Below are 14005 nucleotides of genomic sequence, written 5' to 3'. Positions count from 1 at the left end.
ATGGTTCATCCCAATAAATACAAGGGGTAAACAAGCATAACAGCAACACAAAATGTCCTATAAGCCAAAAGAGAAAAAGAAAACCCCGCAAACCGTTGAAAAACCTTGTATTTGCAGGGTTAAAGAAGTGGAGCGGATGACGGGAATCGAACCCGCGTAATCAGTTTGGAAGACTGAGGCTCTACCATTGAGCTACATCCGCGAACCGCTGCTTTGCACATTCACAAAACAACAAAAATAAATTATAGCGTACGACCTGACAATTTCAAACCGTTGTGTTACGTGTGTTGCTACACTGAGAGGGAGAAATTGAGAGACTTACGTGCCGTAAGACTCGTCCATGCGCGTTCACGGAGAGTTTTTCATAAACAGCATGATAATTTATGAAAACAGCAGCGTTTCTCACAGTCATGGCTTGTGGTGGGGACAGTTATCAGCAAGGTAGAAAGGCATGATAGTGACTCTAGGAAAACAGCATAAAGTCCTTGTAGACGAGGTCATTGCTACGTCGACCGATAAGCGTATTTCTATTGCTGATGCCCAGCGTGCCAAAAAGACAAAGCCGTGGGTAATAGCATTGGTTACTCTCCTTGGCATACTTGTTGTGACTGTTCCTTATGGCTTAGGTCGCAATACTGCTCTTCGTTACACAGGTTGGACGATCTGGTTTTTGAGCCATGCACAGCCACAGGGTTGGGCGCTAGTGAGTTGGAGCGTGACAGTCGTGGCTATGTTGGCGTTTGCTTTGGCAATTATTGAAACTGCGTGGTCGACGTGGGGCATTGTTGCTTATGTCGCTTTTGGAGTTGAGCAGTATCTGTCTGGCTTGGCGCTATTTAAGCCGAACTATTGGTGGGGGGCAAAGGTTATCTTCGGTTCGAGCGATATCTATGCGAACGGCATTAGTGCGGGAATTATGTGCTCCGCGATAGCTTTGGGAGTATTTGCCGCTATTTACTTTGTGACACTTATCTTTATCAAGAAGTCATCGCCGCTCAATGTATTGACCCGAAGTTGGGCAGCATTTATATTGTTCTTTATCGTAGAAATTGGTGCACTGGTTGTTGCAATGTTTGGCGGGCTGATATAGATTTATCTGTCATATATACAATCCAAGTGATACAGATGGCGAAAGTTGTCAGTGTATTCTTCGCCATACTATAAACTAGATTATGGCTGTGAAACAATTTATGGCATAGAGACTTTTAAGATAAAGAAAGTGGGCCCCAGTGATTAAGGGTTTTAAGGACTTCATTTCTCGCGGTAATGTCGTCGATATGGCAGTTGGTGTTGTCATGGGTGGTGCAGTGACCGCTGTAGTTACTTCTATTGTGGATAATTTCATCAATCCATTGATTGCGATGATTTTCGGTAAGCCAGATATGTCTGGTTTACTTATCCTTTCTGCGAATGGTGCAAGTCTCAAGTTTGGTGCTATTCTTACTGCTCTTATCAACTTCCTCATCATCGCTGTATCAGTTTACTTCTTCATTGTTCTTCCTATGAACAAAATCAAGGAAATGACAGCAAAGAAGGAAGAAGCTGAAGAGGCTGAAGAGGATGCTGCGACGAAGTTGCAGATCGAAACTCTTCAAGAGATTCGTGATTTGCTCAAAGCACAGGCTCAGTAAGGCTTACAACGCTCAGTAGAGAAGTTCTTCACTTGTGAGGAATGCTGCTGCGGAAGCCTTTCTTAGACAAAATTTGTAAAAATCTCTTTTGCTGATTCACTTTTTGTTTCTCTAGAAATCTTCTTGAGGAAGCATCGGCGAAAGAGATTTTTGTATATCTTATGGTGTACTCTTGAAACTTGGCGTGTTCCGCCCGCGGATAAAGAGCGTTTCATCATAGGGATGAGACACCGCGCAACGAGTACAAGGGAGAATGCTATGGCACTTACCCAGGATGAAAAGAAGGCAATTATCGCTGAGTACGCAACTCATGAGGGTGACACAGGTTCCCCTGAAGTACAGGTTGCTTTGCTCACCAAGCGAATCAATGATTTGACTGCGCACATGAAGGAAAACAAGCATGATCATCACTCTGGTCGTGGTTTGCTCCTCATGGTTGGTCAGCGTCGTCGTCTCCTTGGTTATTTGCGTGGCGTAGATATCAACCGTTACCGTTCCTTGATTGAGCGCCTCGGTTTGCGTCATTAAAGTCTTCTGTGCCCGGGCATGTGCTCGGGCTCTTTTTACATAGAGATGTAGGTACCGATTGGGGAGAGGGTCTCCCCGCTGTGTGTAAAAACAGAGAAGCACGTAGGTAAAGAAGTAAAGTATAAGGAGGAACCCGTGCAGGGTCCCGATATTAAAGCAGTAGAAGCCGTCATCGATAACGGCACATTTGGCAAGCGTACGCTACGCTTCGAGACGGGTCGTCTCGCCCAGCAAGCTGATGGGGCAGTGGCAGCCTATCTTGATGGAGAAACTATGATTCTCTCTACTACCACTGCAGGTAGTAGTCCTAAGGAGAATTATGACTTCTTCCCACTGACTGTCGACGTTGAGGAGAAGATGTATGCAGCAGGTAAGATTCCTGGATCTTTCTTCCGTCGTGAAGGTCGCCCTTCCACAGAGGCTACTTTGGCAGCTCGTATCATTGACCGACCATTGCGCCCGCTGTTCCCACACACTCTTCGCAATGAAGTTCAGGTAGTGGAGACTGTCCTGTCTATTCACCCAGACGATGCATACGATATGGTTGCGATGAACGCAGCTTCAGCATCTACCTTGATTTCAGGGCTTCCATTCAACGGCCCAGTATCCGGTCTGCGACTTGCTCTTATCGACGGTCAATGGGTTGCGTTCCCGCGCTGGTCTGAGCGTGAACGTGCTGTCTTTGAACTTGTTGTTGCAGGTCGAGTCGTCGAAAATGGCGATGTCGCAATCGCAATGATTGAAGCAGGTGCTGGCAAGAACGCGTGGAATCTCATCTATTCCGAAGGACAGACAAAGCCTGATGAAGTTGTAGTAGCAGGTGGACTTGAGGCGGCAAAGCCTTTCATCAAGGTTATCTGTGAAGCTCAAGAAGAGCTCAAGAAGTTTGCTGCAAAGGAAACTAAAGAATTCCAGCTCTTCCCAGAGTATACCGATGAACTTTATGCGCGTATCGATGAAATCGCTCACTCTGACTTGAATGAAGCTCTCTCTATTGCAGAGAAGCTTCCACGCCAGGACCGTATCTCCGAGATTAAGCAGGTTGTCAAGGATACTTTGGCAAACGAGTTCGAAGATATGGATGATGCTGAGAAGGACAAAGAAATTGGCAATGCCTTTAAGGAATTGCAGCGTCAAATTGTTCGCCGTCGTATCTTGACTGAAGATTATCGTATCGATGGTCGTGGTCTACGCGATATCCGTACCCTCTCTGCAGAGGTAGATATTGTTCCACGCGTTCACGGCTCTGCGCTCTTCCAGCGCGGTGAGACCCAAATTCTTGGCATTACGACGTTAAATATGCTCAAGATGGAGCAGATTACTGATGCGTTGTCTGGTCCAAATACCAAGACCTATATGCATAACTATGAGATGCCTCCATACTCCACTGGCGAGACTGGACGTGTTGGTTCTCCTAAACGTCGTGAGATTGGTCACGGAGCATTGGCTGAACGTGCACTCGTTCCAGTTCTTCCGAGCCGTGAAGAGTTCCCATATGCTGTCCGCCAGGTATCTGAAGCAATTGGTTCCAATGGTTCCACTTCTATGGGGTCTGTATGTGCGTCGACACTGTCTTTGATGGCAGCGGGAGTACCGATTAAGGCTCCTGTAGCAGGTATTGCTATGGGCCTCGTGTCAGGTGATGTCGATGGGCAGCATATCTTTAAGACTTTGACTGATATCCTCGGTGCTGAAGACGCATTCGGCGATATGGACTTTAAGGTCGCGGGTACCTCTGAATTCATTACCGCTTTGCAGCTTGATACTAAGCTTGACGGTATCCCAGCAGATGTTCTCGCTTCTGCGCTTCAGCAGGCTAAGGAAGCTCGTGCTACTATCCTCGACGTGATTACCGAATGCATTGATGGTATCGCTGAGATGAGTCCATATGCTCCACGTATCATCACTACCAAGGTTCCTGTTGACAAGATTGGCGAGGTCATTGGTCCTAAGGGTAAGATGATTAACCAGATTCAGGAAGATACTGGTGCAGACGTCACAATTGAAGATGATGGTACAGTCTATATCGCTTCCGAAGGTGGAGATGGTGCTGAAAAAGCTAAGCATCTCATCGACCAAATTGCTAACCCACACATACCAGAAACAGGCGAGACTTATAACGGCACAGTGGTAAAGACCACATCCTTCGGTGCATTTGTCAACCTGCTCCCTGGAACTGACGGGTTGCTCCATATCTCTCAGATTCGTAACCTCGCTAACGGTGAACGTATCGATGCTGTCGATGATGTGCTCAAAGAAAACGACACCGTAGAAGTCGTGGTCCAGTCTGTCGATGACCGCGGCAAGATTTCTCTTGCAATTCCTGGTTTTGAGAATCAGGAAAATGGTTCTGACCGTGGTTCTCGTGGTGGGCGCGCAGACCGTGATGACCGTCGCTCCGACGACCGTGGTGGGTATCGCTCTCGTCGTCCTCGTCGTGATGATGACGATCGCCCCGTGCGCCATTCTCGTCGTTTCGATGAACGTGGTACTGATGATCGTAGTTACCGAGATGATGATAGAGACTCATATCGTCCTCGTCGTTCTCGTCGCGATGATTTTACTCGCGATGATAGTCGTGAATTTGATCGTGATGATCGTCGACCACGTAGGTTCCGTGACGAGCGTGACGATCGAGATGGCCGCGATGGGCGTGATTTCGACCGTAACGACCGTAATGACCGTTATGATCGCTATGATCGCGATCGTGAAGACCGTGGTGCCCGTCGCTCTCGCGGGTCCCGCCATGAGAATCCACGCTATGCGGTAGATGATTCGTATGACGATTATCGTGCAGAACGCGCTGAACGCTCTGAGCGACCACGTCGTCGCGTACGTCGCGATTTCGACCCGTTTGATGTCGAAGAGTAGAACGCAGTCATACGACTATAGCGCATAGCGCTTATATGCTGAAATGCAGGGGCAGGCTTTACGGCTTGCCCCTTTCTGTATCACTTTTCGGATAACATAGACGTATAAAGCTTTAGATTGTGCTCGTGTCTCTTCAAGGAGGAATTATGTCTGCGCTGATACGAAAGATTGGACCTTACACTACGACTGCTATTGCTCTAGGAGGTATGGGTCTCTCTATTGAGAAGAAGCCTCCTTACGAGGAGTCCATCGAGATTATCCATGATGCCTTAGATGCTGGATGTCGATTCATTGATACTGCTTGGGCATACTACATGTCTGGTGGAGAGGAGCAACACAATGAAAAGCTTATCCGCGAGGCATTAGACACATGGAATGGTCCAAGAGATGAAGTCTTAGTTGCTACCAAAGCTGGTCATTTCCGCAACTTTACTGATGGGGTTCCGACATGGGACGTCAACGGTGCTCCTGAAGCTTTGATTCAATATGGTAAGCAATCGGCAGTAGCGCTCGGCGTCGATTCCATTGACTTGCTCTACTTCCACCGCCCAGATCCTAAAGTCCCGTATAACGAATCAATCGAAGGTATGAAAGCACTTTATGACCAGGGAGTGGCAAAGACTATCGGCATTTCAAATGCAAGTATTGAGCAGATTGACATCGCACGTTCTATTTTAGGAGATGCGTTTGTGGCTGTGCAAAATCAGTTATCGCCAATTTATAAGGACACTCTAGACACCGTGGAGTATACGAAGAAGCTGGGGCTTGCATTCCTGTGCTGGTCGCCGTTAGGAGGTTTCCGTAAGCCAAAAGATGAGACTAAATACGATATTTTCAAGGAAGTAGCAGCGGCGCACGGAGTCAGCTACCAGCAAGTCGTTCTAGCATGGGAGCTGGCTATGGGAGACCATATGTTCGTCATTCCTGGGACACATCGCAGTCAGACTATTCTTGATTCGTTGAAAGCGGATCAACTTGTGCTCAGCGATGAGGAGCTCTTACGTCTTAATGCAGGGAAGTAGCCGTATGAATCAGGAGAATGCGGATGCGACAGTAGATTCGCCTATACCAGCTGTCATCCCTATCGAACTTGCTGAGGGCTATCGAGCCTGGTACTCCACGCGGTTAGGCGGGAATTCGGATGCAACTTATGGCTATGCGAACATGAGCAGCCGTCAGGGAGATGATGAGTGGGCAGTATCCTGTAACCGTGAAGCGCTCGATGGTGTTATTGGCTCGCATGTTTATACAGTGTATCAGGTCCATTCTGGCGAAGTTGTCCTGATGGATGAGATAGAGGACAAGACTAAGATGACTGAACTTGAAGCAGACGGAATTGTCAGCACGTCGGATGAGGCGTTCGGAGTGTTTGGCGCGGATTGTCTCCCGGTACTTCTCGTAGATCCACACGCAAGAGTCAGTGGTGTCGCACACTGTGGCAGACGTGGCCTGATGAATGGAATTATTGAGCAGACAGTAGCGGCTATGGAGTTTAAAGGTGCTCATCGTGAGCATATCCGAGCTACTTTAGGTCCGTGCATTTGTGGGCAATGCTATGAAGTCGGAAATGATATTGCTATGGCATTTGAGGAAAAATTCCCAGGAACTGCAACTATTACACAGTTTGGAGGAGCAGGAATTGACCTTGAAAAGGCTGCGCTCCAAGCGTTGAAAAAAGCAGATGTCTTACAGGACAATCTCGTAGACTCCTTGCCACGAGTAGCTGCAGCAACGGAATATTTGACACCAGATCCAGAACTTCGCGAGTTGTGTGAGAATGACGAGGAAGGCTCCTCAAGTGTGGAAGAGCGTATGAATCTCATGCACAATGCGCTATGCACACGGGAGAATCCACTGTGGTTCTCTTATCGTCGCGCGACCCTTGCAGGTAAAGATGTATCGGGGCGTATGCTCGCATGCGTAAGCCCCTATAAATCTGAGTAATTAGTGCGCGGGGAGAACTGTATTTTTAAAGTGGCGTGAGAAGAAGAAAGAAAAGCGATTATGAGTAGTATTCGAGTGGTTGTTTGTGGTTTTGAGTCGTACGAAGGAATAGATGTCAATCCGTCAAAACTTGTGGCACAAAGCGTAGCAGACGAGGGTATTACGCTGGCTGATACTACGGTAAGCGTCACGAGCGTACTTCTCCCCATGAGTTTCCAGCATGCGTGGCCGACACTGAAAAAAACTCTGGATGAAGTACAGCCACACCTTATCCTCGCGACAGGATTGAAACGAAATTCTCGAACGGTTGCGCTCGAGCGGTGCGCTAAGAATATTATCGATGCGTCTCATCCCGATGCTGACAATGCGCAGCCACGAAAAGAGCCTGTTATCGAGGGTGGTCCACAGGCGTACTGGACGTGTCTACCGTTGCGTGCCATTAGCAAGAAGTTTGCAGAGCATGATATTCCTGTCACGTTCAGCTCCGATGCGGGTACTTTCGTGTGTAATTCTTTATTCTATGAGTTGCTTGATTGGGCGAGTAAACAGCCGGGTGCGGCGGCTGGATTTATGTCGTTCCCGCAGGTGGAAAATCACGTGGGATACGCTAAACCAATGAAATTGGGAATGATGATTGATGCTGCGCGTGACGTTATCACAACGAGCATTGAGTATCAATTACACGATTTCTCTCACGACATGTTGCTCCCAGCTGAAGCTGCGTGATGAAGAAGTCGCGTTACTTTCGAGAAACTCTGTGAGTAATTCGCGAAAAACGAGCTACTATACGCGTGCCGCTATCTGTTCGTGATACGTTCTAATAAGAATCATTGTCACTATTGTGTGGAGTAGTAATGGCTGATAATTTCCCCATCGTTCTTCGTGGTTACGACAAGGAAAAGGTTGATGATGCGTTCTTGCGTGCGCAGGAGAATACTGCACGCTTACGCGAACAGATTAAAATTTACGATGCACGTATCCTAGAGCTTGACGCTCAACTTCAAGAGGAACGTGAGAAAAATAGTGGACAGCAGCAAAATTCGTTTACAGCATTAGGAGCGAATGCGCAGCAGTTGCTTGCATCCGCCGAGCAAACAAGTCGTGAGCTTCTTGAGCGTGCGAAGCAGGATGCTGAAACTATCCGCTCAAATGCGAGCAAGGAAGCGCAAACTTTGCTCAACAATGCGAAACTTGATGCAGATAATATGCGTCTGAGTGCTCGTAATGAAGCAGAGACAGTCGTCAACGAGGCTCATGAGCAAGCTGATACGTTGCGTTCTACAGCACAAAGTGAGAGCGATCAGCTCGTTTCTACTGCTAAGCGAGAGAGTGAAGATCAGTGTCGCACGCTGGACTTGGAGCTCAGCGCAAAAAGTGAGGAGCACGAGAAGCGTCTCAATGCACAGCAATCTGAATTTGATGCACAGCTTGCACAGATGAAGGCACAAGCGCAGCAGGCTATTGCAGATCAACGCAAGCAGGCAGACGATGAAATTGCTGCGAAAAAGAGCGAGGCAAATGATCAAATCCAGAAAGCTCTTGACTCAGCAAATCAAAAACTTGCTGACGTTCGTGAGCAGGTGAGCCGCTTGCTTTCTGACGCGAAACGTCAGGCAGATGAGATTACAGATGCTGCACATGCACAAGCTCGACAGATTACGGACAGTGCTGATGTGGAGCGTGCTCAGACATTGGCAAAAGTGGCTCAGGAAGCGGAGCAAGTACGTCACGACATTGCCGCTAGCCAGGAAGAAGCAAATGTCAAGGTCAAGGACATGCTCGAAGACCTTGCTCATCGCCGTGAAACGGTTGAGCAAGAATCGAGTGAACTTTTAGACGCCGCAAAAGATGTCCGTAAAAAAGCTGATGAGTATGCGACTTCAAGTCGTGAGAAAGCGAAGCGCGAAGCAGAAAAGATTGTTGAAGAGGCAAAGCGACGTGCGGAGCAGCTCGTCAGTGACCGGCGTGCAGCAGCACAAGACGAAATTGAAGGTCTCCAAGATCGTATCGCGACATTGCAGGAGCGTGAAGCATCCATTACCTCTCGAGTAGATGAACTGCGTTCTATCTTCTCAAGTGCTTTTGGATCGAGTCTTTTCGCGCAGCCTGATTCATCTGATGATGCGGAAACGTCTGAGGTCTCTGACGAGTCTGCACAGAGTGCAGATGATGAAATAACTGATAGCGAGGAAGCGCAAGCTGAAGCGTCAGCGACGAAGAGCGAAAATGATCGCAATGAGTAGTCGTACTTTCTAAAACTCTCTAAACTAAAGTAGTGTAAAGCGATGTGAGGCGTTGTAAAACGAAACTTTCTATTAAATCGTGCGGTGTTCATGCTGCACGGTTTAATTGTATGTGTAGAATATCTATTCAGTATTGACTCATTAGAAAAGGGACGAAGCATGTCTTTTGAACCACTGAGTGCACAGACTTTAGAAGGTCTGCGCGCGAATTTTGATAGCCGTGAAGCAAATCGTATAGCGATGAATGCGGTCACGGCATCTGGCATTGATGCGGTCGCAAAGAACTACGATCGTGCTCGCTATCTCCAGCGTCGTTTCAGTACTATCATTGATAATGGTCCAGCTACAAGCCAAAAGCATTCAGGCCGTTGCTGGCTCTTTAGCTCGCTGAACGTTGCTCGTTTCGTCGCCAAGCGCGAGATGAATATCGATAAGTTTGAATTTAGCCAAGCGTATGCGATGTACTTCGATAAGCTTGAACGTGCTAACTACTTCATGCAGGATATGCAAGAACTCATCGCAGCTGGTGAACCGTCTGACTCTCGACTCATTCAGTTCTTGCTGCACGACCTCATGGGCGACGGCGGACAGTGGACTATGGCGATGAATATTTACACCAAATATGGTGCTGTCCCACGGGATTTCTTCCCAGAAACTGCCTCCTCTCAGAACACTGGTGCGATGAACACTGAGCTTCGCAAGGCTCTACGTCAAGCTGTTGCCCACATGTATACAAATCCTAGTGACGCTAACCGTATCGCGAAGGAAGCAGTCGAGCAGGCTCATCGTATTCTGACCATTCATCTGGGTACTCCTCCAACGTCTTTCGACTGGGAATACACTGACAAGGATGGTAATTTCCATCGTGAGGGTGAAATGACCCCGCAGGAGTTCTGGAAGAAGTATGTAGGTCCGGCACATCTCGAAGACTATGTATGCCTCGTTGATGATCCTCGCCGCGAGCATCCAAAGGGCACGATGATTGCTATCGAGCATTTGGGCAACGTTGCTGGGGGAACTCCAACTGCTTACCTTAATGTCGACACTCAACTCATGAAGAACACTGCTCGAAAGATTATGGAAGAGCAGGGGATACCGGTGTGGTTTGGCGCTGACTGTCATCCTATGATGGACCGCAAGGATGGTGCGTGGGCTACGGATTTATTCGAGTACGGCCGTGTCTATGACATTGACTTCGATCTTGACAAGGAAGCTCGTGTACGCTTTGCAGACTCCGCCATGAATCATGCTATGGCATTTGCTGGTGTAGATGCTGAGGGAGAGAAGACAAATCGTTGGCGTGTAGAGAACTCATGGGGTACCGATATTGCTGATAACGGCTACTTCACTATGGATGATCCGTGGTTTGATGAGTTTGTGTATGAAATTGCCGTGCCAAAGTCTCTGCTTCCAGCAGAGTATCAAAAGGCTCTTGAACAGGAGGCTATCAAACTCCCCGCATGGGATCCGATGGGTGCTCTTGCATAATTTCTTACATAAAGGATAGAGAGCGATATCGCTGTAATGGTGTAGTCTATCGCTCAAATCACGCGCTCGTGAGATTGTTGGTGATCTTGCGAGCGCTTGTGTTTTACAATAGAGCACACAGTATAGAGCACACAGCACGTATGAGACATGAAGCATAAGAGTATAAAAAGGAGCTATGATGAGTGAACTTCGCGGTCCAGATTCGTCACAAGATAGCATGAAGCTCAGTGCTCATGCGGTTCTTCCTGAAACTGTCGACGTCAACATTCGTCAGCTCGACCCTATACCCGCTCCGCGTGCTTTTATCAATGAAATTCCACTCAATGCGGCAATGGTCGCGCGTGTTCGCGAATCGCGTGCTGCCATTCGCGACATCTTGCATGGCAGAGATGATCGTCTTGTCGTCATCGTCGGACCGTGCTCGATTCATGATGCGAGGGCTGCACGTGACTATGCTCAACGGTTGGCTACGCTAGCAGAGCAATTACACGATGAGATTCTCATCGTTATGCGTGTATATTTTGAGAAGCCACGTACGACTATTGGTTGGAAGGGGCTTATCAACGATCCTGACCTTGATGGTACTTTCAATATCCGCAAAGGCATGTGGTTGGCGCGCAAGATTTTAGTGGATACGGTAGAGCTCGGCTTGCCTACTGCTACGGAGTTTCTCGACCCGATTACGCCGCAGTATATATCGGACGCCATCAGTTGGGGCGCTATTGGCGCTCGTAACACAGAATCCCAAGTCCATCGTCAGCTTGCGTCGGGACTTTCTATGCCTGTGGGATTTAAAAATTCCACTGATGGTAACGTTAAAGTCGCTGCGGATTCTTGCTACACCGCAGCACATGAACATCATTTTCTTTCTATTAATGTCGATGGCGCAGTTATTGCCGCGGAAACGCGTGGAAATCCTGATTGCCATGTAATCTTACGTGGCTCCATTCATGGCCCGAATTATGACGCACAGTCTGTGGCGGATGCGTTGGAATATTTACGTGAGTCGAAGGCTCCTCAAGCAGCGTCGCGTGGTGTCATTATTGATGCAGCGCACGGTAATTCAGGAAAAAACGAGATTCGAGAGGCGGCTGTCGTTGAAGATATCGCATCGCGTATCGCTCACGGTGAAGATGGTATTTCAGGAATCATGATGGAAAGTTTCATCGAAGCGGGGAACCAGTCGCCAGCCCCGCTTGACCAATTAGTCTATGGTAAGTCCGTAACGGATAGCTGCATTTCGTGGGAACGAACTGAACAGCTTCTCCGAACGCTTGCAGAGGCTGTACGTACTCGCCGTACCTTACGCTAAACTCGACATTATGGGTGAAATTGTTAATCGGCGTGTGCGTGAGCTTGACCCTCTGCCTACGCCGGCACAGGTCCTTGCGACTCTGCCGTTGTCAGATAAAGCGCGTCGGCTCATCATAGAGTCCCGCGAAGAGGTGCGCTCTGTGCTCATGGGGCGTGATGACAGACTACTCGTTATCGTCGGGCCGTGTTCGATACATGATCCGCACGCCGCGCTGGACTACGCGCACAGGTTAAGTAGTGTGCGACGAGAGCTTGAAGATGACCTTCTCATCGTTATGCGTGTGTATTTTGAGAAGCCACGTACGACTATTGGTTGGAAGGGGCTTATCAACGATCCTGACCTTGATGGCACGCATAAGATTAACAAGGGTCTGCTTCTCGCGCGTCAAACTTTGCTCGATGTTCTCGATGCTGGCGTTGCTGCTGCTACAGAATTTTTAGAACCTACTTCTCCGCAATATTTGGCTGACGCGGTGACGTGGGGCGCCATCGGCGCGCGCAATACTCAGTCTCAGGTTCATCGCCAGCTTGCGTCGGGGCTTTCTATGCCTGTGGGCTTTAAAAATGCAAGCGATGGAGATGTATCTGTGGCAGTAGACTCAGTACTTACGGCAGCGCAGCAGCATACATTCTTTGGCATCGATCATCGAGGTAGAGCATCAGCTGTAGAGACTTTGGGAAATCCTGATTGCCATGTGGTACTTCGAGGTTCAACAAGTGGACCAAATTATGATGAAGAATCTGTACGCAATGCGTTACGCATCATAGAAAGAAAACTTGGAACGGTTCGTATTGCCTCACGGGGAGTCATTATTGATGCTTCCCATGGAAATTCTGGGAAGGATGATATCGAGCAAGCGCGTGTAGTTCGTGCCCTTGCGCAGCGAATTGCTCACAATGAAAAAGGCATTTCCGGTATAATGATGGAAAGTTTCATTCGTGGCGGCAATCAACAGGCTGCACCTCTTGAACAATTGGAGTATGGTAAGTCTGTCACAGATAAATGCATATCGTGGGAAGTAACTGACGATCTTCTTCACGAATTAGCTACAGCGGTGCGAGAACGTCGTGCGTGTGTTACTGCGGCTGGCGAATGACAGAAGAAACACAAAGCAAGGTATTGAGGGGACTATAACAATGGCAAGCACTATTGCAATCATTGGCGCGATGGATGTAGAAGTTGCGCTTATCGCTAAGAGTCTTGAACGTGTCATGGAGCACAAGAGAGCTGGGCTTACCGTTATTGACGGCTTGGTAGCTGGTACTGCAAAGCGTGTCGTGGCGACGGTGGCTGGTATGGGGACGGTCAATGCTGCTTCGACGGTACAGTACCTCATTGATAAATTTGAACCTGACTGCGTGATTTTCTCTGGTATCGCAGGAAATCTGACATCTACGCTCAATATTAACGATGTCGTTTTAGGAAAAGACCTTGTCTACCTTGACTCGGACATGCGTATGATTGCACAGTCGGAACCATTTGCTGAAGAATTTCATTCTGATCCTGAGCTTTTGGAAATCGCTGATAAAGTGCTTAATAAGCTTGGCGTTAAGCACCTTGCAGGCAAGATTGCCACAGGAAATAACTTCATTGAGGGTGAGGCTGCGGAAAAAGTTAAGCGAGAGACACAAGCTGATGCGGTTGAGATGGAAGGCGCTGCAGTTGTTCACGTCGCAAATCGGAATAATATACCGGCTTTGGTGATTCGTGCTCTTTCTGACAATGCGGATACTGAGTATGAGACTTTCAAGGAGTTTGATGTGAGCGTTTATGCGGATAATGCAGCGCGAATTGTCATGCAAATCGTGCACGAACTTGAGTAGTTCTTGGATAACGGAGATAAAATCCATACCCTCATGTAAAGTTGTTCATCGTAAACCACAGACCGTTGGTTGGGGTAACTCAGTAAAGCGTCAGACTTGTGTCGAGCGCCATCGCAGGTTGAGAATAGATGAACTCTTATAGAGAGTTAGTGTGTGCTCTGC

The 14005-nt window shown here is 48.1% G+C and carries 12 protein-coding genes and 1 tRNA gene; 12 read left to right on the top strand and 1 reads right to left on the bottom strand.

The window, feature by feature from the left end:
- Positions 1-128 precede the first annotated feature (128 nt).
- A tRNA-Gly gene (locus ACFQY8_RS01005) sits at positions 129-202 on the bottom strand.
- 249 nt (positions 203-451) lie between these two features.
- On the opposite strand from ACFQY8_RS01005, the gene ACFQY8_RS01000 reads away from it, so the two are divergent.
- The 12 genes from ACFQY8_RS01000 to mtnN all read left to right on the top strand — a co-directional run bounded on the left by ACFQY8_RS01000 (position 452) and on the right by mtnN (position 13843).
- Positions 452-1090, top strand: coding sequence for a hypothetical protein (locus ACFQY8_RS01000; protein ID WP_377937759.1), 639 nt, complete (start codon positions 452-454; stop codon positions 1088-1090).
- A gap of 139 nt (positions 1091-1229) precedes the next feature.
- Entirely contained in the window at positions 1230-1631 is a 402-nt protein-coding gene (gene mscL / locus ACFQY8_RS00995; RefSeq protein ID WP_377937757.1) for a large conductance mechanosensitive channel protein MscL, read from the top strand.
- A gap of 258 nt (positions 1632-1889) precedes the next feature.
- Positions 1890-2159: a 30S ribosomal protein S15 gene (rpsO, locus tag ACFQY8_RS00990; RefSeq protein ID WP_377937755.1), complete on the top strand. Its 270-nt coding sequence runs from the start codon at positions 1890-1892 to the stop codon at positions 2157-2159.
- Between the two features lie 135 nt (positions 2160-2294).
- Complete coding sequence (locus ACFQY8_RS00985; RefSeq protein ID WP_377937753.1) at positions 2295-5030, top strand: polyribonucleotide nucleotidyltransferase; 2736 nt, start codon at positions 2295-2297, stop codon at positions 5028-5030.
- Between the two features lie 146 nt (positions 5031-5176).
- Positions 5177-6052: an aldo/keto reductase gene (locus ACFQY8_RS00980; protein WP_377937751.1), complete on the top strand. Its 876-nt coding sequence runs from the start codon at positions 5177-5179 to the stop codon at positions 6050-6052.
- A gap of 4 nt (positions 6053-6056) precedes the next feature.
- Positions 6057-6974, top strand: a complete 918-nt coding sequence (locus tag ACFQY8_RS00975) for a polyphenol oxidase family protein (RefSeq protein ID WP_377937749.1) — start codon at positions 6057-6059, stop codon at positions 6972-6974.
- A 60-nt stretch (positions 6975-7034) separates the two neighbouring features.
- The gene (locus ACFQY8_RS00970; protein WP_377937747.1) at positions 7035-7700 is read left to right on the top strand and encodes a pyroglutamyl-peptidase I family protein; all 666 of its coding nucleotides are present in this window, start codon (positions 7035-7037) and stop codon (positions 7698-7700) included.
- A gap of 128 nt (positions 7701-7828) precedes the next feature.
- Positions 7829-9217 (top strand): cell division protein, encoded by a 1389-nt coding sequence (locus ACFQY8_RS00965; RefSeq protein ID WP_377937745.1) that lies wholly within the window; start codon positions 7829-7831, stop codon positions 9215-9217.
- Between the two features lie 159 nt (positions 9218-9376).
- The gene (locus ACFQY8_RS00960) at positions 9377-10705 is read left to right on the top strand and encodes a C1 family peptidase (RefSeq protein WP_377937743.1); all 1329 of its coding nucleotides are present in this window, start codon (positions 9377-9379) and stop codon (positions 10703-10705) included.
- Positions 10706-10883: 178 nt separating this feature from the next.
- On the top strand, positions 10884-12017 hold the full coding sequence (locus ACFQY8_RS00955; RefSeq protein WP_377937741.1) for a 3-deoxy-7-phosphoheptulonate synthase: 1134 nt from the start codon (positions 10884-10886) through the stop codon (positions 12015-12017).
- A 10-nt stretch (positions 12018-12027) separates the two neighbouring features.
- Positions 12028-13116 (top strand): 3-deoxy-7-phosphoheptulonate synthase, encoded by a 1089-nt coding sequence (locus tag ACFQY8_RS00950; RefSeq protein ID WP_377937739.1) that lies wholly within the window; start codon positions 12028-12030, stop codon positions 13114-13116.
- A gap of 40 nt (positions 13117-13156) precedes the next feature.
- The gene (gene mtnN, locus ACFQY8_RS00945) at positions 13157-13843 is read left to right on the top strand and encodes a 5'-methylthioadenosine/S-adenosylhomocysteine nucleosidase (RefSeq protein WP_377937737.1); all 687 of its coding nucleotides are present in this window, start codon (positions 13157-13159) and stop codon (positions 13841-13843) included.
- Positions 13844-14005 lie beyond the last annotated feature (162 nt).

It is taken from the genome of Alloscardovia venturai (genome assembly GCF_042676605.1).
Taxonomy (GTDB): Bacteria; Actinomycetota; Actinomycetes; order Actinomycetales; family Bifidobacteriaceae; genus Alloscardovia; species Alloscardovia venturai.
This window is presented reverse-complemented; position numbering and strand designations above follow the sequence as displayed.

Coding starts and splice junctions, on each gene's coding strand:
- ACFQY8_RS01000 (WP_377937759.1), top strand. CDS start 452: ATGATAGTGACTCTAGGAAAACAGCATAAAGTCCTTGTAGACGAGGTC.
- rpsO (WP_377937755.1), top strand. CDS start 1,890: ATGGCACTTACCCAGGATGAAAAGAAGGCAATTATCGCTGAGTACGCA.
- ACFQY8_RS00980 (WP_377937751.1), top strand. CDS start 5,177: ATGTCTGCGCTGATACGAAAGATTGGACCTTACACTACGACTGCTATT.
- ACFQY8_RS00975 (WP_377937749.1), top strand. CDS start 6,057: ATGAATCAGGAGAATGCGGATGCGACAGTAGATTCGCCTATACCAGCT.
- ACFQY8_RS00970 (WP_377937747.1), top strand. CDS start 7,035: ATGAGTAGTATTCGAGTGGTTGTTTGTGGTTTTGAGTCGTACGAAGGA.
- ACFQY8_RS00965 (WP_377937745.1), top strand. CDS start 7,829: ATGGCTGATAATTTCCCCATCGTTCTTCGTGGTTACGACAAGGAAAAG.
- ACFQY8_RS00960 (WP_377937743.1), top strand. CDS start 9,377: ATGTCTTTTGAACCACTGAGTGCACAGACTTTAGAAGGTCTGCGCGCG.
- ACFQY8_RS00955 (WP_377937741.1), top strand. CDS start 10,884: ATGAGTGAACTTCGCGGTCCAGATTCGTCACAAGATAGCATGAAGCTC.
- ACFQY8_RS00950 (WP_377937739.1), top strand. CDS start 12,028: ATGGGTGAAATTGTTAATCGGCGTGTGCGTGAGCTTGACCCTCTGCCT.
- mtnN (WP_377937737.1), top strand. CDS start 13,157: ATGGCAAGCACTATTGCAATCATTGGCGCGATGGATGTAGAAGTTGCG.